This window comes from Streptomyces sp. NPDC041200 (assembly GCF_055591805.1).
Genome location: NZ_JBVIZF010000005.1, coordinates 161,733 through 181,120 on the forward strand (window position 1 = coordinate 161,733; position 19,388 = coordinate 181,120).

The 19,388-nt window shown below is 72.8% G+C and carries 17 protein-coding genes and 1 tRNA gene; 10 read left to right on the top strand and 8 right to left on the bottom strand.

The features are described 5' to 3' along the window. Window positions 1-12: 12 nt before the first annotated feature. Window positions 13-411, bottom strand: a complete 399-nt coding sequence (locus tag ACZ6CL_RS15980) for a 6-pyruvoyl trahydropterin synthase family protein (protein ID WP_468936395.1) — start codon at window positions 409-411, stop codon at window positions 13-15. Between the two features lie 138 nt (window positions 412-549). After that, window positions 550-1,521, bottom strand: coding sequence for a zinc-dependent alcohol dehydrogenase (locus ACZ6CL_RS15985; protein WP_468936397.1), 972 nt, complete (start codon window positions 1,519-1,521; stop codon window positions 550-552). Window positions 1,522-1,681: 160 nt separating this feature from the next. On the opposite strand from ACZ6CL_RS15985, the gene ACZ6CL_RS15990 reads away from it, so the two are divergent. Then, the gene (locus ACZ6CL_RS15990) at window positions 1,682-2,515 is read left to right on the top strand and encodes a CDP-alcohol phosphatidyltransferase family protein (RefSeq protein ID WP_468936400.1); all 834 of its coding nucleotides are present in this window, start codon (window positions 1,682-1,684) and stop codon (window positions 2,513-2,515) included. Between the two features lie 60 nt (window positions 2,516-2,575). Here the strand turns inward: ACZ6CL_RS15990 and ACZ6CL_RS15995 are convergent. Next, window positions 2,576-2,660 (bottom strand) — tRNA-Leu (locus ACZ6CL_RS15995). 246 nt (window positions 2,661-2,906) lie between these two features. On the opposite strand from ACZ6CL_RS15995, the gene ACZ6CL_RS16000 reads away from it, so the two are divergent. Further along, entirely contained in the window at window positions 2,907-4,247 is a 1,341-nt protein-coding gene (locus tag ACZ6CL_RS16000; RefSeq protein WP_468936403.1) for a M20/M25/M40 family metallo-hydrolase, read from the top strand. A gap of 335 nt (window positions 4,248-4,582) precedes the next feature. Beyond that, window positions 4,583-5,488 carry a chaplin gene (locus ACZ6CL_RS16005; RefSeq protein ID WP_468936405.1) on the top strand — a complete coding sequence of 302 codons (906 nt, stop codon included), beginning with the start codon at window positions 4,583-4,585 and terminating at the stop codon, window positions 5,486-5,488. Between the two features lie 156 nt (window positions 5,489-5,644). Here the strand turns inward: ACZ6CL_RS16005 and ACZ6CL_RS16010 are convergent, their stop codons facing one another. Then, window positions 5,645-5,833: a DUF5703 family protein gene (locus ACZ6CL_RS16010; RefSeq protein WP_079152252.1), complete on the bottom strand. Its 189-nt coding sequence runs from the start codon at window positions 5,831-5,833 to the stop codon at window positions 5,645-5,647. 47 nt (window positions 5,834-5,880) lie between these two features. On the opposite strand from ACZ6CL_RS16010, the gene ACZ6CL_RS16015 reads away from it, so the two are divergent. Further along, window positions 5,881-6,564, top strand: a complete 684-nt coding sequence (locus ACZ6CL_RS16015; protein WP_468936408.1) for a hypothetical protein — start codon at window positions 5,881-5,883, stop codon at window positions 6,562-6,564. Window positions 6,565-7,172: 608 nt separating this feature from the next. Here ACZ6CL_RS16015 and ACZ6CL_RS16020 read toward each other — a convergent pair. After that, a complete protein-coding gene (locus ACZ6CL_RS16020) occupies window positions 7,173-9,773 on the bottom strand; it encodes a helix-hairpin-helix domain-containing protein (RefSeq protein WP_468936411.1) in 2,601 nt (866 codons plus the stop codon). Beyond that, the gene (locus tag ACZ6CL_RS16025; RefSeq protein ID WP_468936414.1) at window positions 9,770-10,750 is read right to left on the bottom strand and encodes an aldo/keto reductase; all 981 of its coding nucleotides are present in this window, start codon (window positions 10,748-10,750) and stop codon (window positions 9,770-9,772) included. Before ACZ6CL_RS16025 ends, ACZ6CL_RS16020 begins: the two co-directional genes overlap by 4 nt. A 224-nt stretch (window positions 10,751-10,974) precedes the next feature. Between ACZ6CL_RS16025 and ACZ6CL_RS16030 the strand changes: the two genes are divergently transcribed. Then, on the top strand, window positions 10,975-12,024 hold the full coding sequence (locus tag ACZ6CL_RS16030; RefSeq protein ID WP_468936806.1) for an LLM class F420-dependent oxidoreductase: 1,050 nt from the start codon (window positions 10,975-10,977) through the stop codon (window positions 12,022-12,024). 255 nt (window positions 12,025-12,279) lie between these two features. Beyond that, window positions 12,280-13,080: a ferritin-like domain-containing protein gene (locus ACZ6CL_RS16035; protein WP_468936417.1), complete on the top strand. Its 801-nt coding sequence runs from the start codon at window positions 12,280-12,282 to the stop codon at window positions 13,078-13,080. Window positions 13,081-13,152: 72 nt separating this feature from the next. On the opposite strand, the gene ACZ6CL_RS16040 is transcribed toward ACZ6CL_RS16035, so the two are convergent. Beyond that, complete coding sequence (locus ACZ6CL_RS16040) at window positions 13,153-14,145, bottom strand: magnesium and cobalt transport protein CorA (protein WP_468936420.1); 993 nt, start codon at window positions 14,143-14,145, stop codon at window positions 13,153-13,155. 106 nt (window positions 14,146-14,251) lie between these two features. Here ACZ6CL_RS16040 and ACZ6CL_RS16045 point away from each other — a divergent pair, with 106 nt between their 5' ends. The 4 genes from ACZ6CL_RS16045 (at window position 14,252) to mshC (ending at window position 17,934) form a co-directional block, all read left to right on the top strand. Continuing rightward, complete coding sequence (locus tag ACZ6CL_RS16045; RefSeq protein ID WP_468936423.1) at window positions 14,252-14,950, top strand: histidine phosphatase family protein; 699 nt, start codon at window positions 14,252-14,254, stop codon at window positions 14,948-14,950. A gap of 142 nt (window positions 14,951-15,092) precedes the next feature. After that, window positions 15,093-15,683 (top strand): DUF3090 domain-containing protein, encoded by a 591-nt coding sequence (locus tag ACZ6CL_RS16050; RefSeq protein WP_468936426.1) that lies wholly within the window; start codon window positions 15,093-15,095, stop codon window positions 15,681-15,683. Beyond that, window positions 15,647-16,543 (top strand): SCO1664 family protein, encoded by an 897-nt coding sequence (locus tag ACZ6CL_RS16055; RefSeq protein WP_468936428.1) that lies wholly within the window; start codon window positions 15,647-15,649, stop codon window positions 16,541-16,543. The genes ACZ6CL_RS16050 and ACZ6CL_RS16055 overlap by 37 nt, the downstream gene beginning before the upstream one ends. A gap of 161 nt (window positions 16,544-16,704) precedes the next feature. Further along, window positions 16,705-17,934 (top strand): cysteine--1-D-myo-inosityl 2-amino-2-deoxy-alpha-D-glucopyranoside ligase, encoded by a 1,230-nt coding sequence (gene mshC / locus ACZ6CL_RS16060; protein WP_468936430.1) that lies wholly within the window; start codon window positions 16,705-16,707, stop codon window positions 17,932-17,934. 157 nt (window positions 17,935-18,091) lie between these two features. Here mshC and ACZ6CL_RS16065 read toward each other — a convergent pair whose 3' ends face one another. Next, complete coding sequence (locus ACZ6CL_RS16065; RefSeq protein WP_468936432.1) at window positions 18,092-19,165, bottom strand: PAC2 family protein; 1,074 nt, start codon at window positions 19,163-19,165, stop codon at window positions 18,092-18,094. Window positions 19,166-19,388: the final 223 nt, after the last annotated feature.

Here is a 19,388-nt window from a genome sequence, read left to right on the forward strand (position 1 = left end):
CCAGATGCGCGGTCACAGGTCACGCTCGTAACTCGCCCAGGCGACATGCGATTCGTGCAGGGTCACCTGGATCCCGGCCAGGCCGCGCGCGCCCTCGCCGAGCGCCCCGGCGTGCACCCGCTCCGCGAGCCGGTCGGCGATGACCTTGGCCAGGAACTCGGTGGAGGTGTTGATCCCCTTGAAGGCGGGCTCGTCATCGAGGTTCCGGTAGTTGAGGTCGCCGACGACCGCGGACAGTTCCTGGGTGGCCAGTCCGATGTCGACGACGATGTTGTCGTCGTCCAGCGCGGCGCGCCGGAAGGTGGCGTCCACCAGAAACGTGGCTCCGTGCAGACGCTGCGCGGGTCCGAAGACCTCTCCGCTGAAGCTGTGGGCGACCATCAGGTGATCGCGGACGGTGATGCTGAACAACGGCCCTCCCGGTCCGGCGGCACATCTCGGCTCTTAGTACGGCCGATGCCTTCCCCATGTTCAGCCCCAGCTCAGCCTTGTTTCAGTCGGCCGTGAGCACTGCGTCACACGCGTCGCGCGAAGGAGGGCGAAGGTGCTTTAGTACCGCACCCGGTGGCACAGCCCCGGCAGCTCACCGGCGGCGATCCGGGCCATCACCGCTGGCAGTTCCTCGAACGCGCATTCCCCGGTGACCAGCGCGTCCAGAGCCGGATCGGCGAGCAGTTCCAGCGCCAGCGCCAGCCGGTCCGCGTAGCCGCGGCGGCCGCCCCGGGCCGGGGACACCGTCCCCACCTGACTGCTGCGCACGGTCAGCCGCCGGGAGTGGAACGCCTCGCCCAGCGGCACGCTGATCCGGCGGTCGCCGTACCAGCTCAGCTCGATGACCGTGCCCTCCGGAGCGAGGAGTTCCAGGGAGCGCGTGAGCCCGGCCTCGCTCGCGCTGGCGTGCACCACCAGATCACGGTCGCCCTCCGCGTCCCCCGGCAGCGCGAAGTCGACGCCGAGCGCCTTGGCGATCTCGGCACGCGCCGGGTCGGCGTCCACCAACTGCACCCGTACGGCCGGATAGCGGGCCAGCAGCGCGGCGACCGACGCCCCGACCATCCCCGCCCCGACCACCGCGATCCGGTCGCCGAGCAGCGGCGCCGCGTCCCACAGGGCGTTCACCGCGGTCTCGACCGTCCCGGCCAGCACCGCCCGCTCGGCGGGCACGCCCTCCGGGACGGGTGTCACGGCGCTCGCCGGGACCACGTACCGCGTCTGATGCGGGAACAGACAGAAGACCGTACGGCCCGCCAGCTCCCGCGGCCCCTCCTCGACCACCCCCACATTGAGGTAGCCGTACTTCACCGGCCCGGGGAAGTCGCCCTCCTGGAACGGCGCCCGCATCGCGCCGTACTGGCTCTCCGGCACCCCGCCCCGGAACACCAGCGCCTCCGTGCCGCGGCTCACACCGGAGCACAGCGTGCGCACCACCACCTCACCCTCGGCGGGCTCGGGCAGCACCACATCCCGTATCCCGCCGTGACCGGGGGAGTTGAGCCAGAAAGCACGGGCAACGCGCTCCATGAGCGTCCTCCTGAGGAATCGAGCGGAAACTCCGCGCGGAAACAACGGGCCGCACATGGCGCTGAACAAACGGGAGACGCGCCACGTACGGGACATCATCAAGCCGCGCACACGCTACGCGGCGCCAATCGACACTGTCACACAGCCGGAGGGGTGCCCGGTGGCCCTGAACCACACATACAACGCGAGGCTGTTGCGGCAGGAGACGGCGGCGGGAGCGGGCGTACAGCTCCTCCTGCTCACGCTTCTGGGCGCCTCGCTCGGCCTGGGTCCCGCGGGCTGGCTCACCGGCCTCGCCTTCGCGGCCGTCACCTGGGCCGTACTGACCCGCGCCGTCTCCCGCTCCTGGCTGTCCTCCTTCGGGCCCGCCAACCGCGTCACCCTGGCCCGGGCCACCCTCGTCGGAGGCGTGACCGCACTGGTCGCCGACTCCTTCACGAGCCCGCCCCGGGTCGCGGTCCTCACCGCGCTCACCGCGGTGGCCCTGATCCTCGACGCGGTCGACGGCCAGGTGGCGCGCCGCACCGGCTCCTCCTCGGCGCTGGGCGCCCGGTTCGACATGGAGGTCGACGCCATCCTCATCCTGGTGCTCAGCGTCTACGTCGCCACCGCGCTGGGCCCCTGGGTGCTGCTGATCGGCGCCATGCGCTACGCCTTCGTCGCCGCCGCCCGCTTCCTCCCCTGGATGAACGCGCCGCTCCCGCACAGCATGGCCCGCAAGACGGTGGCCGCCCTCCAGGGCGTCGCCCTCCTCCTGGCCGCCACCGGTCTCCTCCCGGCCCCCGCGACCCTCGGCGTCGTCCTGCTGGCCCTGACCTCGCTGGTCTGGTCCTTCGCCCGGGACATCGGATGGCTGTGGAGCACCGGACGGGCCGCCCGCACCGAGCTGCGCCCGGCCCCCGCCCACCCCGTCACCCGCGTCACTCACCTGGCCGCCCGCCCGGTCCCCCGCGTGGCCACCGAGGACGGCCCCCTCCCGGCCCGCAGCGCATGAAAAGGCCCCCGGGGTCGCTGCCACGAGGAGCAGGCGACCCGGAGGGCCTTTTTATGTGAGTGTCCGAGGGGGGACTTGAACCCCCACGCCCGATAAAGGGCACTAGCACCTCAAGCTAGCGCGTCTGCCATTCCGCCACCCGGACCAGGTGTCTGCCGTCCGGCCCGCGGCCGTTCCGACGTGGAAAACCATAGCAAACATCCGGGCGTGGTCGATCACGCGAGGTCGGGGGCGGGGAGCGGGCGGGGGCGGCCCGCGGTGTGTACGGGATATGACAGCCGTATTGCGGCCTTGGGCTGCGGCGTCGGGAGGGGGAGGATGGCGGGATAGCCCCGCGGTGGGCCGGTCCGGGTGGACGCGGCCCGGGGGCAGGGAACGATGAGGAGGCAGCGTGAGTGAGTCGCAAGCGGGCGGGACGAAAGCCGGAACGGTCAGCGGCGAGGACGAGGTCGTCGATCTGTGCCGTGATCTGATCCGGATCGATACCAGTAACTACGGCCCCGACCACTCAGGACCCGGCGAGCGGGCCGCCGCCGAGTACGTCGCCGAGAAGCTCGCCGAGGTGGGGCTCGAACCGCAGATCTTCGAATCGCGCAAGGGCCGGGCCTCGACGGTGGCCCGCATCGAGGGCGAGGACCCGTCCCGGCCCGCGCTGCTCATCCACGGCCACACCGACGTCGTACCGGCCAACGCCGAGGACTGGACCCACCACCCCTTCTCCGGCGAGATCGTCGACGACTGCGTCTGGGGCCGGGGCGCGGTGGACATGAAGGACATGGACGCCATGACGCTCGCCGTCGTACGGGAGCGGCTGCGCACCGGCCGCAAGCCCCCGCGCGACATCGTGCTCGCCTTCCTCGCCGACGAGGAAGCGGGCGGCGTGTTCGGGGCGCGGCACCTGGTCAACGAGCACCCCGAGCTGTTCGAGGGTGTGACGGAGGCGATCGGCGAGGTCGGCGGCTTCTCCTTCACGGTCAACGAGGACCTGCGGCTGTACCTGATCGAGACCGCCCAGAAGGGCATGCACTGGATGCGGCTCACGGTGGACGGCACCGCGGGTCACGGCTCGATGACCAACAACGACAACGCCATCACCGAGCTGTCGGAGGCGGTCGGGCGGCTCGGGCGGCACAAGTTCCCGATCCGGGTGACCAAGACCGTACGGTCCTTCCTGGACGAGCTGTCCGACGCGCTCGGCACCCCGCTCGACCCCGACAACATGGACGAGACGCTGGCCAAGCTCGGCGGGATCGCGAAGCTCATCGGGGCGACGCTGCAGAACACCGCCGCGCCGACCATGCTCGGCGCCGGGTACAAGGTCAACGTCATCCCCGGGCAGGCGACGGCCCACGTGGACGGCCGCTTCCTGCCGGGGCTGGAGGACGAGTTCCTGGCCGACCTCGACCGGATCCTCGGCCCGAAGGTCAAGCGCGAGGACGTGCACGCGGACAAGGCCCTGGAGACCACCTTCGACGGGGCGCTGGTCGAGGCCATGCAGACGGCGCTCAAGGCCGAGGACCCGATCGCGCGCGCCGTGCCGTACTGCCTCTCCGGCGGTACGGACGCCAAGTCCTTCGACGACCTCGGTATCCGCTGCTTCGGCTTCGCGCCGCTGAAGCTGCCCCCGGAGCTGGACTTCGCCGGGATGTTCCACGGCGTGGACGAGCGGGTGCCGGTGGACGGGCTGAAGTTCGGCGTACGGGTCCTGGACCGCTTTCTCGACGGGTGCTGAGGCGCGCCTGAATGGCCTAATCGATCACACATACTGAATGCATCACAAAGGGTGAATGCTGTCGTAGCTTGATAGCTTGATTGCTCCCTCCTCGTTACATGGGGTGTGCGGCTCGTGACCGGGCCGCCAAGCCGAAGAGGGGGGCGGGACGATGAACCCCGGCCTTCGGCGACTACCGCATCGATCACGTGACGTTGAGTCACGGTCCACCGGAACGTGATCCCGGCGGGCCCGGAGTGTGTGCCACGCACTCCGGGGCCGTCCGGGCATGGGGGTTCGGGCGAACACCGCCCGCACGCGTTCCGGCCGGGCCACCGGCAGGGGAGCGAACAGTTATGCGACAGGTTGCGAAAAAGGGCCTGATCACCGTAGCGGCGGCGAGCGGCGTTCTGGCCGTGACCGCGGGCTACGCACAAGCCGACTCGGGGGCGAACGGCAGCGCCGGGCACTCGCCCGGGGTGGTGTCGGGCAACAACATCCAGGCGCCGGTACATGTGCCGGTGAACGTGTGCGGAAACACCGTGAACGTCCTCGGGTTCCTCAACGACGCCCAGTGCGGCGGCGGGGCGTCGCAGGCGGGCTCCGGCGGCTCGGGCAGTTCGTCCAGTGCGTCCGGCACGTCCAGCGGCTCCCAGGCGGGGAGCGGCTCCTCCGCCCAGGGCGGCACCGAGTCCTCGCCGGGGGTCGGCTCCGGCAACAACATCCAGGCCCCGGTGCACGTTCCGGTCAACGTGTGCGGGAACGGCATCGGGGTGATCGCGGCGGGGAACAGCAGCTCGGGCGGCTGCGGCCTGGTCGAGGCCGTACCGAACAACCCGGGGAACCCCGGCAACCCTGGGAATCCGGGCAACCCCGGAAACCCCGGCAACCCGGGGAACCCTGGCAATCCGGGCAACCCCGGAAACCCCGGTAACCCGGGGAACCCTGGCACCCCGGGCAACCCCGGGAATCCGGGCCAGCCCGGTACCCCTGGTAACCCCGGCAACCCCGGCCAGCCGAACAACCCGGGAGATGACACCCCCGGCGACAACGGTGACAACGGCGACAACGGGAACGGGCAGAACCACAACGGAGCCCACGGCGCCGACCCGGCCGCGAACCTCGGCAGTTCCCACCTCACGGGCAGCGAGCAGCTCGCTCACACCGGTGCCGGAGCGATGGAACTGGCCATTCCGGCCGCCGCGGGCATGCTGCTCGCCGGTACGGTGCTCTACCGCCGGGCGCGCACCGCGCGGCGCTGACCCGACACCCGGTCCCCGGGTTCGGGAAGGGGTGGGGCAGGGGCACCGCCCCCGGCCCCACCCACCATGCCGCGTACACCGTCTGACCTGGTCTGATGGCCCGGTCTGACCGGTCCGATCACTGCGGGCCCCGCCTCGTGCGGGGCCCGCAGCGCGTCACCAGGTAGCGCGGAGCTGGCGGATGATTCGACGCCGCAGCCGCACTCTTCGGCTGCCGTCGGGGTTGAGTCTTAGTCGATCCAACTCCCAGTGTCCGTATTCGGCATGGTCCGTGAGCAGGCGGGTAGTGGCGTTGCGGGACACCCCGCGTGGCACATACACGTCGCAGAATTCGTATTCCGGCATCGCATCTATTGTGCGGGAACTGCCCTGGTACGGATAGCGTCTGCACTATGTCTGATGCTGCGCAGCCATCCGCTGCCGAGGTACGCGCCGCCGCTGAAGCGGTGAAAGCCGCACTGGACCGTCACCTCGACGCCGTCGAACGCCGGTCGGGGGAAGGCGACCCGGCCGTCTACGCCGCGTTCAACGAACTGGCGGCGGCAGCCGAGGTGTACGACGAGCTGCTCTACGACACCTACGACGAAGTGACGCCCTTCGAGATCCCGGGCGACGACAGCCTGCCCGCTTATGCGGGTCCGGACGAACCCAGTGCGCTCAGCGTGCTGATCCGCCGGGACTACGCGGTGGTCGAACCGCAGCGGCTGCTGTCGCAGGCCCAGCGCATCGTCGACCTCGATCCGGACCTCGACACCGGCAACGGTCGCTTGGGCGGCGGGGCGACCGGTGCCGGTGCCGGCGAAAGCGTCCATGCCGCGCTCGGCGTCGTGTTCGGCGAGTTCGAACCGGACGAGATCGCCTCCCGGCACAAGGAATTCGGCCTGGAGGAGGGCGACTCGACCCTCTGGGTCGCGGCCGTCGAGGAGCCCGCCGAACCTGGCGAGTGGCTGTCCGCCCCCTTCGACCAGGCTGATCCGGAGCAGATCGTGTGCCGCTTCGACGTCAGCTCGGTCTTCGACGAGGAGCTGGACGAAGAGGACGAGGACGACCTGGAGGTGCTGGGCCCGGGGAGCTGAACCCGGCCGCACGCCGCACCCCGGGCCCCGGGCCCTCCGGCCGCGCACCCCGCGGCCGGAGGGCATGCCCGCACAGCCCGCCGGGCCCGCGAAGCCCGGCACGCCCCGGCCTGCGGCTGGGAGGCGCACCAGGCTCGCCAGAGGAGGCCCGTCCCCAGGCTCCGTCCGGGAGACGCCCCCGCCGGGTCGCCTTTCGCCCGGCGATCGCACGCTGCCCCGGCTACGGCTGGGGCGCACCCGGCTCGCCTGAGCCCACTCCTGGCTTCCGTCCCGGAGATGCCCCGCAAGGGCGCTCCTTCGCCTTGCGACGCACGAGCCCCCCGGCCCGCCGGGAGGCGGCCCCGACGCCGCGGGCTGATCGTCCTGGGCCCGTGTCGCCCGGCACCTCTCGCGCCGCGGCCGGTCCACACTTCGACCGGCGCGGCTTCCCGCTGGCCCCCAGGACCGGGCCGGCCGCCGCAGCAGACTGCGCAGCCGCGCCCTCACCACGACCGTGAGCGCCACGGTCGTGGCCGCCCCGGTGCGCGCCCTGTGGGCCGGGCGCGCCGCTCGCCGGTGGCGAGCACGACACGGACTCGGTGGCCGCCGCCGCGGACGGCTCGGACGAGTCACCCCGTCGTGGGCGGGACCTGACCCTGGAGCAGGGACCGCAGGCGTGTGGTGCGGTCCTTGAACGGGACCTCCGCGACCGCCCGCGGCAGCGCCGCCTCCACGCCGTGCACCACGGACAGATGCCGCTCACCCCGGCTGAAGGCGGTGTAGACCCAGGCCCGGGTCAGCCCGGCCGCCGCGTCCCCCGGCAGCACCACGACCGCCGCGGGCCAGCGCGTTCCCGCCGCCTGATGGGCGGTGAGGGCCCAGCCGTGCCGCACCAGGTCGCCGACCTGCTCACGCGGCACCACCACCGGCGCACCCGCGCAGTCCAGCCGCAGCCCCTCCGCGTCCGCCGAGACCACGGTGCCCGGGAGGGCGCGGCCCGGTGCCGGGGTGTAGGCGACGCGGTCGCCGGGGTCGAAACCGGCGAACCGGCCGGGGCCGGGGTTCAGCCGCTCCTTCAGCGCGGCGTTGAGAGCCCGCGTGCCGGCCGCGCCACCATGGCCCGGCGTGACCACCTGTGTCTGCTCCGACGGCACGCCGATCGCGCGCGGCACCGAGTCCGCGACCAGTTGCACGGTGCGGTGCACCGCCTCGCCCGCGTCGCGCGCGGGGACGATCACGACCTCCTTGCCCGGCGCCTCCACCTGGTTCAGCTCACCGATGCCGATGCCGGAGACCAGCTCGCCGATCGGTCCCGGGTCGGGCGTACGGGAGACCACCTGCGGGCAGCGGCGGGCCGCCAGCAGATCCGCGAACACCCGGCCGGGCCCGGCCGACCACAGCACGCCCGGGTCCCCGCTCAGCACCAGCCGGGCGCCGTCCGGCAGGGACTCGACGAGCATCGCCGCCGTCTCCACGTCCAGTTGGGGCGCGTCCAGCACGGCGAGCAGGTCGAGCGCCAGCGTGCCCTCCTCGTCGCGCCCCGGGCCCTCGCCGCCGGAGAGCAGCCCGGCGACGGTCACGGCCGCGTCGGCGCCGACCTCCGAGGCCAGCCGCCGCCTGCCGTCCTCGCTGTGCGCGGCGGCGCAGACCCGCAGCCCCATCGACCGCGCGGCGGCGACCAGCGCCGCCGGTTCGGCGCGGGCGGCCTCGCCGCCGCTGTGCGCGACCAGGCCGTGCGCCGCGACGGTACGGATCAGCTCCGCGGCGGACGGGGACGGCGCGGCGGTGGCGGCCGCGTCCCAGTCCGGCGCGGGCTCGTGAGCATCAGCGAAGGTGGTGATCAGCCGCGCGAACCCGTCCGCCAGGCTCTCCTCCGCCAGCGCGTACCGGTCGAGCCCCAACAGCACCCGGACCGGCTGCTCTGTGTCCTCGTCGTCGGGCGCGGCGGGCGCGGGCGGCTGAGCGCCCGCGGGCGACTCCAGGGCGTCCTGGAAGACCAGCACACCGCCGCCCGCGATGGCCGCCCGCAGCGCCTCGTCCGGGTCCGGCACGGACACCTTGGCGAGGGCCGCGCGCAGTGCGGCGGACTCCAGCGCGGTGTGCCCCTCAAGGGCGGCACGCTCCAGCAGCCAGCCGGTGAGCGCCTGCGAGCGGCGCTCGTCGCCCGGCCCGCAGTCCGGGCCCAGCAGGGCGCGGGCGAAGCCATCGGCCTGGTCGGGGCGCACTCCGGGGACGGCCAGCAGCTGCCAGGGGTCCTCGCGCAGCGCCTCGGCGGCGCGCTCGCCGAGGGTCTCGGCGACCGATACGGCCAGCGCCTCAGGCGCTCCGCCCGCCGCCAGCACCTCCCGGACTCCGGCCACCCCCGCCGCCACGGGCCGCGCCGGTGGCGGTACGGGAGCGGCGGTGCGGGCCGGTTCACGCGGGGGAGCGGCGGCAGGCTGCGGCCGGGCGGGGGCCGGTCGGGGCTCGTTGAAGAACGACGCCGCCGACCGCTCGCCACTCTCCACGGCCCGCACGGCGGCAGCCAACGCCTCAGCGGCAGCCGACCGCCCACCCTTGCCGCCCCCGCCTGCTGGCGCTGCCTCGCCACGCCCTCGACCGGCCCCGGCCGCGCCGTCGGCACGGGCCTCCGCGCCGGGGACGGACTCGGGCGTCTGCCCAGAGTCGTCTGCCGCGGCCGGGCGCCCCGGCACGGCGGTCCCGGTCGGCTCCGCCTCGTCCCCGCTCTCGGCGTGCGCGTCCGCCAGGCCGCCGGACTCCGCCCCACGGCCGTCGTCGGCGGCCGGGCCCCCCGCTGCGGCGGCGCCCTTCGGCTCGCCATCGGCCCCGATCCCGGCGTGCGCGTCGGTCGCGGAGCTGTCGGGCTCCGTTCCGGGGGTGGCACTCCCGGCGCCGGGCTGCCCGGGTTCTGCCGTAGCGCGCTCCGCGGCGTCCCCGGGGCTCCCCGCGGCAGTGGCCGGTGTGTCTTCCCCTGAACCGGCCTCGCCGGGGGGCTGCCCGGCGGTGTCTCCGGCGCCGGACCGGTGCGGTTCTGCCGTGGCACCCGTCGCGGCCGGTGGGGCGGCCTCCCCATCGCCCGGCCGGACGGCCGCTGACGCGGCGTCGGGCGCGGCGGCGGGGCGCCCGGGCGCCGACGGCGACGCTTGGGCATCGGCGGGCGCGGCGCAGTCCGCGCTCGCCTCGGTGGCCTCCTCGGGCGGGGGGTCGCCGGCGAGGTGGTCGGTTGTCACAGCGTGCTCCAGTCCTGATCGGGATAGCGGTGCACGGGCGCCGACACATCGTCGAGCGCCTGGCAGATCTCGTCCGGAAGACTAAGGGCCTCCACCGACAGCGCCGCGCGCAACTGCCGGGCGTTGCGCGCGCCCACGATGGGCGCGGTCACGCCCGGGCGGTCGCGCACCCAGGCGAGCGCGACGTGCAGCGCGCTGGTCGCCAGGCCGTCCGCCGCGATGGCGACGGCGTCGACGATCCGGCTCGCCTCCTCGTCGAGGTACGGGGCGACGAAGGCGGCGAGTTCGGAGGCGCCGCGGGAGTCGGAGGGCGTCATGTGGCGGTACTTTCCGGTCAGTACGCCACGCCCCAGCGGCGAGGACGGCAGCAGGCCGATGCCCAGGTCCAGGGCGGCCGGGAGCACCTCACGCTCGATGCCGCGCTGGAGCAGCGAATACTCCATCTGGGTGCTGGCGAGCCGGGTGTGGGCCCCGGAGGAGGCCAACTGCCAGGTGGCGGCCTTGGCGAGCTGCCAGCCGCTGAAGTTAGACACGCCGACATACCGCGCCCGCCCGCTGCTGACGGCTATGTCGAGCGCCTGCAGGGTCTCCTCGAGCGGGGTGACGGGGTCGAAGGCGTGCACCTGCCACAGGTCGACATGGTCCGTGCCGAGCCGCTCCAGCGAGGCGTCGAGCGCCGCCAGGAGGTGGCCGCGCGAGCCGTCGAAGCGGCGGTCCGGGTCGGGGACGCTGCCCGCCTTGGTGGCGATCTGCAGATCGCGCCGCGGCACCAGCCCCTCCGTCAGCCGCCCCAGCAGATACTCCGCCTCCCCGTCCGCGTACACATCGGCGGTGTCGATCAGCGTCCCGCCTGCCTCCCAGAACGCCTTGAGCTGGTCCGCCGCCTCGTGTTCGCCGGTGTCCCGCCCCCAGGTGAGCGTGCCGAGCCCGAGCCGGGATACGCGCAGGCCGGTGCGGCCCAGGTGCCTTAGCTCCATGTACGTCGCTCCATGAACATCGAGATTACTGGCCGGAAAGCGGACCGTGTCAGCCTGTGGATAACCCTGGATCACCCACCGGCAGGCCACTGGCGGACCACCGGCAGGCCACCGGCGGACCACCCCCCGGCCTACCCCGGACCCACCCCTGACGTACCGGGGTTCCGCGCGCTAGAGTCCCCGGAACAGCGACGTTACTGATCAGTAAGAGGTGTGGCATGGGTATGCGGCTCGGAATCAACCTCGGCTACTGGGGCGCCGGGATGGACGCGGACAACCTCGCGGTCGCGCGCGAGGCCGACCGGCTCGGCTACTCGGTCTGCTGGGCCGCGGAGGCGTACGGATCGGATGCCGCCACCGTGCTCTCGTGGGTCGCCGCGCAGACCGAGCGCATCGACGTCGGATCCGCCATCTTCCAGATCCCGGCCCGTACGCCCGCGATGACGGCGATGACCGCCGCCACCCTCGACTCCCTCTCCGGCGGCCGCTTCCGCCTCGGCCTCGGCGTCTCGGGGCCGCAGGTCTCGGAGGGCTGGTACGGCGTGCGGTTCGACAAGCCGCTGGCCCGCACCCGCGAGTACGTGGAGATCATCCGCAAGGCGATGTCCCGCGAGCGGCTGACCCACGAGGGCGCGAACTGGACCCTGCCGCTGCCCGGCGGCCCCGGCAAGCCGCTTAAGCTCACGGTGCACCCGGTGCGCGAGTACATCCCGCTCTACATCGCGGCCATCGGCCCCAAGAACCTGGAGCAGACCGGCGAGATCGCCGACGGCGCGCTGGTCATCTTCTTCGCCCCCGAGCACGCCGAGGCGACCACCGTCGGCTCGTTGCGGGCGGGCCGCGAGAAGGCGGGCAAGACCCTCGAAGGCTTCGACCTGGTGCCCACCGTCCCGCTCGCGGTGGGCGAGGACGTCCACGCCCTCGCCGACCAGTTCCGCCCGTACACCGCGCTCTACGTGGGCGGCATGGGCAGTGCCAAGCAGAACTTCTACAACAAGCTCGCGCAGCGCATGGGGTACGAGAAGGAGGCCGCCGAGATCCAGGAGAAGTACCTGGCCGGGGACAAGCAGGGCGCCGCCGCCGCCATCCCGCACGAGCTGATCGACTCCACCACGCTGCTCGGCCCGGTCGAGCGCGTCGCCGACCGCATGAAGGCGTACGCCGAGGCCGGGGTCACCACCCTGTCGCTCACCCCGGCGGGCTTCACGCTGGAGGAGCGGGTGGCCGGGCTGCGGGCCGGTGTCGAGGCGCTGGAGCGCGCCGGGCTCGCGTAGCCGACCGGCAGATGCGTACGACGCGGAGGTTCCGCGGCCGTGGTGGGGGCTCGGGGGTCTTCCCCGCCACGGCCGTCACCGAGCACAACGCCTCCGGTGCCACGGGGTTACGCGCCCGGCGGGACCCTCCGTATTCGCTCGTGATTCCCTCGTACGGATGAGCCGGACGCCCCACCTGTTGCCACTTCCGATACCCGGCATTTGACTCTTTTCAGTGCGCGAGTGCGTGCCGTGCCGTGCCCGGAGGTGGCAGTGATGCTCTCGGCGAAAAGCGTCTTCCAGGAGATCCTCGGCAACGACGAGTCGTTCCGGCTGTTCTGCTCCATCGCCGCCAGCGGCGAGGCGCAGGGCGGCTGGGAGAACGGCCGGATCGCCGCGCTCGTACCCGACACCCAGCGCGCCCTCGCGCCCAAGATCACCCGCCATGGCGCGGACGAGGACAAGCACGGCCGGATCTTCAACGCCCTGCTCCGCAAGCGCGGCCTGGAGCCGGTCGAGGTGCCGCGCACGATGGACTACACCATCCTGCTGGAGGCCCGCGGCGTCGGCCTCGCCCACGAGAAGCTGCGCCGCGACGAACCGCTCACCGAGCACGACATCGTCGTCTACCTCGCCCACAGCCGGGTCACCGAGCAGCGCGCGGCCGCGCAGATGGCCATGTTGCGCCGCTGCTTCGGCGATCATCCGGAGGTCGGCCGGGCAGTCACGATGATCTCCAAGGACGAGGAGAACCACCTCGCCTACTGCCACGAGGAGTTGCTGCGGCTGGCCGCCGCCGGGTACGGCCGGACCATCCAGCGGGCGCTGCGCGAGTGCGCGCTCGTCGAAATGGAGGTCCACCGGTGCGTCAGCCTCGCCGTGACGCGGCACATGGGGCGCATCCTCGGCTGGTCGAAGCGGAAGTCCGCGGTGCTGACGGCGGGCGTCAAGGCCGGGTACGGGTACGAGCGGCTGGGCGGCTGGCGCCGCATGGTGACCCTGCGGATGCCCGAGCGGCGGGACGCGCTGGGCGGCGGTACGGAGACGGCCACCCCCGAGGAGCCCGAGTTCGCCTGAGTCCCTGCCTGTCCGCCTGACCGCCTGCCCCCGCCCTGCCTGAGCCGTGCCCGTACGGCGCGTACGGGCCGTTCAGAGCCAGCCGCGGCGCTTGAACATCCGGTACAGCAGCCCGATCACTCCGGCCATCAGCCCCACCACGGCCGGATAGCCCCACGGCTGGCGCAGCTCCCACATGTGCTCGAAGTTCATGCCGTAGATACCGGCGATCAGCGTCGGAACCGCCGCCATCGCCGCCCACGCCGAGATCTTCCGCATGTCGTCGTTCTGCCGCACCCCCATCTGCGCCAGGTGGGCCGAGAGGATGTCCGACAGCAGCCGGTCGAGGCCCTCCACATGCTCGTTCACCCGGGTCAGATGGTCATGGACGTCACGGAAGAACGGCCGCGACCCCTCGTGTACGAACGGCACCCCGGCGCCCGCGAGCCGGGTCATCGGCTCCGCCAACGGGCCCGTCGCGCGCCGGAATTCGAGCACCTCGCGCTTGAACGCGTAGATCCGGCCCGCCGTGTTCTGGCCACCGTTGCCGTCCGGCGCGAAGACCTCCGTCTCCAGGCTGTCCAGGTCCTCGTGGAGCCTGTCCGCGACATCCAGGTAGTGGTCCACGACCGCGTCGGCGACCGCGTACATCACCGCCGTCGGCCCGTGCGCCAGCACATCGGGGGTGTGCTCCAGCCGCTCCCGCACCGCGCTCAGCGGGTTGGCCTCGCCGTGCCGCACGGTCACCACGAAGGAGTCACCGACGAACACCATCAGCTCACCGGCGGTGACGGTCCCGGCCTTCTCCGCGTACTGGACCGGCTTGAGCACGAGGAACAGCGAGTCGTCATAGACCTCCAGCTTGGGCCGCTGGTGCGCGGTCAGCGCGTCCTCAACGGCCAGCGGGTGCAGTCCGAACTCGCTGGTGACCAGCCCGAACTCCTTCTCCGTTGGCTCGTGCAGCCCGATCCAGAGGAAGGAGTCCCCGGCCGCGCGCGCCTGGTCGAGGGCGTCGGAGAAGTCGGCGGGGCCCTCGGTGCGGCACCCGTCCTGGTAGATGGCACAATCCACGATCACGCGGGGCATTGTGCCTCGCCCGGGTAAGAAAGCGCACCGGGGGACGTCACAAGACGGGCGAAGACGGGCGCACGCCCGCCCTGAGCGGGCCCGGAGGGGTCGTAGGGTGGCAGGCATGCCCACGCTGATCCTCGTCCGGCACGGCCGGTCCACCGCGAACACGGCCGGCGTCCTCGCGGGCTGGACGCCCGGTGTCGCACTCGACGAGCGCGGCGCCGCGCAGGCCGCGGAACTGCCCGGGCGGCTCGCCCGGCTGCCGCTCGCCGCCGTCGTCACCAGCCCGCTCCAGCGCTGCCAGGAGACCCTCGCCCCGCTGCTCGCCGCCCGCCCCGAACTGCCGTCGCACACCGAGGAGCGGATCGGGGAGTGCCACTACGGCGACTGGTCGGGCCGCAAACTCGCCGAGCTGGCCGATGAACCACTGATGAACATCGTCCAGCAGCATCCGTCCGCCGCCGCCTTCCCCGGGGGCGAGTCCATGCGCGCCATGCAGGCACGCGCGGTCGACGCGGTGCGCGACTGGAACGCCCGCGTCGAGGCGGAGCACGGCGCCGACGCGAGCTATCTGATGTGCTCGCACGGCGACATCATCAAGGCGATCGTCGCGGACGCGCTCGGTCTCCACCTCGACCTCTTCCAGCGGATCTCGGTCGAGCCCTGCTCGGTCACCGCGATCCGCTACACCCCCACCCGGCCCTTCGTCGTACGGCTGGGGGACACCGGCGACTTCGGGGGGCTCGCGCCCCGGGAGGACGCCCCGGCCGCCGCCCGCGGCGGGGACGCGGCGGTGGGCGGCGACGCGGGGGCACCATGATCTCCGCGCGCAGTAGGGTGGTCCCGCGGCGCGGCCGCGCCGCCACAGCCGCGACCCAGCGGTCGTGACCCCGGCAGCCCCGCCGGAACCACCAGCCGCAGTAGTCAACCAGCCGACCAGTCGACGCAAATGGAGCAGGACGTTGTCCCGTCAGGTGTTCCTCTATGACCCGCCGGACCGATTTATCGCCGGTACGGTCGGGCTGCCTGGCCGCCGTACCTTTTTCCTGCAGGCGTCCGCGGGTGGCCGGACCACCAGCGTGGCACTGGAGAAGACCCAGGTCGCGGCGCTGGCCGAGCGGATAGACGAGCTGCTCGACGAGGTGGTGCGGCGCACCGGCGGCAACGCCCCGGTACCGGCCGTCGCCCCCTCCGAACTCTCCGACACCGCGCCGCTCGACGCCCCCGTGGAAGAGGAATTCCGCGTCGGCACCATGGCTCTCGCCTGGGACGGCGAGGAACAGCGCATGATCGTCGAGGCGCAGGCGCTCGTCGAGCTGGAGGCGGAGTCCGAGGAGGACCTCGCCGAGGCCGAGGAACGGCTTCTGCAGGACGACGTGAACGGGCCGCCGATGCTGCGGGTGCGGCTCACCGGCACCCAGGCCCGCGCCTTCGCCAAGCGGGCACTGGACGTCGTCAACGCCGGCCGGCCGCCCTGCCCGCTGTGCAGCCTGCCGCTCGACCCGGAAGGACACGTATGTCCGCGCCAGAACGGATACCGCCGCGAAGCCTGACGCCCCCGGAGCCGTCCGAGCTGCTGGCCCTGGGCGAGCTGACGGTGCGCGGCCGGGTCCGGGAGGCGTCCAACGCGGTGCTGTACTGCACGGTCGAGTACGAGGGCCACAGCGCCCCCTGCGTCTACAAGCCGGTCGCCGGGGAGCGGCCGCTGTGGGACTTCCCGGACGGCACGCTCGCCCAGCGCGAGGTCGCGGCGTACGAGATCTCCGAGGCGACCGGCTGGGGCCTGGTACCGCCCACCGTGCTGCGCGACGGGCCGTACGGACAGGGCATGTGCCAGCTGTGGGTAGAGGTCGCCACGGGCGACGGCTCTGATGACGACGACGGTTCTGATGGCTCCGGCGACTCCGATCACTCCGACGGCTCCGGCGAGCCCGAGCTGCTCGCGCTCGTCGAGGGCGACGAGCCGGGCCCCGGCTGGAAGGCGGTCGGCTTCGCGGAGGTGGGCGAGGGCCGCACCGCGCTGCTGGTGCACGCCGATGACGTACGGCTGCGGCGGCTGGCCGTGCTCGACGCGGTGATCAACAACGGCGACCGCAAGGGCGGCCATCTGCTGCCCGCCGCGGGCGGTCGGCTCTATGCGATTGATCACGGTGTGACCTTCAATGCCGAGGACAAACTGCGCACCCTGCTGTGGGGATGGGCCGGGGAGGCCCTGCCGGACGATGTCCTGGACGTGCTGCGCGGGCTGGCGGACCAGCTCGCCGACGACGGGCCGCTCCGTGCCCGGCTGGCGAAGCTGATCACCGGCGCCGAGATCGAGGCGCTGCGAGCCCGGGTGGCGGCGCTGTTGCGGACCGGGGTACACCCCGTGCCCAGCGGTCAGTGGCCCGCCATTCCGTGGCCGCCGGTCTGAACCGATCGCCGCTGATCGCCGCTGACCGCTCCGATCGCCGCTGCGGAAGGGCGACCAAGCAGCTCACGGGCGAAGACGCAAGACCGTATATCCGGCCAACAAACGGTCAGCAGGGCCGGTCCGGTTCGTATCCGGAACCGGCATCCGGTTACGCTCATTGCATGTATGCCTGGCCCGCTTCCGAGGTTCCCGCCCTGCCTGGCAGTGGCCGCGACCTCAGGATCCACGACACCGCGACCGGGGGACCGATCACCCTCACCCCCGGCCCCGTCGCCCGCATCTACGTTTGCGGCATCACGCCGTACGACGCGACCCACATGGGTCATGCGGCGACCTATAACGCGTTCGACCTCGTTCAGCGCGTGTGGCTCGACACCAAGCGCCAGGTCCATTACGTCCAGAACGTCACCGACATCGACGATCCGCTGCTGGAGCGGGCCGTGGCGAACGGCGACGACTGGACGGCCCTCGCCGAGCGCGAGACCGCCCTCTTCCGCGAGGACATGACGGCCCTGCGGATGCTGCCCCCGCGCCACTACATCGGTGCCGTCGAGTCCATACCGGGGATCGTGCCGCTCGTGGAGCGGCTGCGGGACGCGGGCGCGGCGTACGAGGTCGAGGGCGACATCTACTTCTCCGTGGAGTCGGACCCCGCCTTCGGCTCGGTCAGCCGCCTCGACGCCGAGGCCATGCGGCTGCTGTCCGCCGAGCGCGGCGGCGACCCGGAGCGGCCGGGCAAGAAGAACCCGCTGGACCCGATGCTGTGGGTGACCGCCCGTGAGGGCGAGCCGAGTTGGGACGGCGGCTCGCTCGGCCCCGGCCGCCCCGGCTGGCACATCGAGTGCGTCGCCATCGCCCTCGACCACCTCGGCATGGGCTTCGACGTCCAGGGCGGCGGCTCCGATCTCGCCTTCCCGCACCACGAGATGGGCGCCTCGCACGCCCAGGTCCTCACCGGCGAGCGGCCGTTCGCGCAGTCGTACGTGCACGCCGGGATGGTCGGGCTGGACGGCGAGAAGATGTCCAAGTCCAAGGGCAACCTGGTCTTCGTCTCCTCGCTGCGGCGCGACGGCGTCGACCCGGCGGCCATCCGGCTCGCCCTGCTGGCCCACCACTACCGCTCCGACTGGGAGTGGACCGACGGCGTCCTGCGGGACGCCGAGGCCCGCCTCGCCCGCTGGCGTGCCGCCGTATCGCGCCCGGACGGCCCGTCGGCGGACGCGCTGGTGGAGGAGATCCGCGAGGCCCTGGCGGACGACCTCGACTCCCCGACGGCCCTCGCGGCCGTCGACCGCTGGGCGGCCGCCCAGTCGTCGACCGGCGGCGAGGACGAGGGCGCCCCGGGCCTGGTGTCGCGAGCGGTGGACGCCCTGCTGGGCGTAGCCCTGTAGGCCCCCACCCACCCCTCCCCGAAACCGGGCACCCGCCCGGTTCGGGGCCCGGCTGGATGTTTCCGGCCCGCGCCCGGCGGCGAAACCTCAGGGGCGACTACCCGGACCGCCCCCGGACGGGCCGAGGAATCGGCCCGTCCGCCGGTGGGCCCAGGGCTCAGCCCTGGTCGTCCGGGCGGTCCTCCGCGTCGGTGCTTTCGGTGCCGCCGGAGCTTCCGCCGCTCTCGCCGGACTCGCCGCTCCCGCCGGACTCGCCGCCGCCCTCGTCGTCCTTCGCGGACGGCTTCCAGGGGCGGGGATGGCCCGTACCGGGGTCGCGGAGGTACGGGCCGTCGGCCACGCCGCCGGTGCCCGTCTCCGTCGCGTGGCCTCCCGGCGCACCCGGCGAGCCGTCACGCCGCCGCAGATAGCGCTCGAATTCACGCGCGATCGCCTCTCCCGACGCCTCCGGCAGCTCCGCCGTGTCCCGGGCCTCCTCCAGCGACTGGACGTACTCGGCGACCTCGCTGTCCTCCGAGGCCAGTTGGTCCACGCCCAGCTGCCAGGCGCGCGCGTCCTCGGTCAGTTCGCCGAGCGGGATGCGGACGCCGATGAGGTCTTCCAGGCGGTTCAGCAGGGCCAGGGTCGCCTTCGGGTTCGGCGGCTGGGAGACGTAGTGCGGGACGGCCGCCCACAGGCTCACCGCGGGGACCCCGGCGTGGGTGCAGGCCTCCTGGAGGATGCCGACGATGCCGGTCGGCCCCTCGTAGCGGGTCTCCTCCAGGTCGAGGCTGCGGGCCAGGTCCGGGTCGGAGGTGACACCGCTGACCGGCACCGGCCGGGTGTGCGGGGTGTCGCCGAGCAGCGCCCCGAGGACGACGACCATCTCGACGCCCAACTCATGGGCGTAGCCGAGGATCTCGTTGCAGAACGACCGCCACCGCATGCTCGGTTCGATCCCGCGCACCAGCACCAGGTCGCGGGTCTTCTCGCCGCCCTCCGCGCGGACCACGGAGAGCCGGGTGGTCGGCCAAGTGATCTTTCGGACCCCGTTGTCCAGCGCGACGGTGGGCCGGTTCACCTGGAAGTCGTAGTAGTCCTCGGCGTCGAGAGAGGCGAAGACCTCGCCCTTCCACTCCCGGTCCAGGTGCCCGACCGCGGTGGAGGCGGCATCTCCGGCGTCGTTCCAGCCCTCGAAGGCACAGATCATGACCGGGTCGATCAGCTCGGGAACCCCCTCAAGCTCGATCACCCAGCGCCTCCTTCCGACCGGGGCGGACGGGTTCGTACCGCCTCCGGCTGCAGTTCTTTTGCGTGCGCCCCAAGCCTACGGCTTCAAGGGGCCCCCGCCGCAGCCCCCGTATAGCAACCCACAGCGATTCATCCGACCTGTTTCCCGAAAGTTGCGGCACACCTCTGGACGAGACCCCCATGTCGGCGCTATACATCGGATCACCGCTAAAGGTCCGATGTTC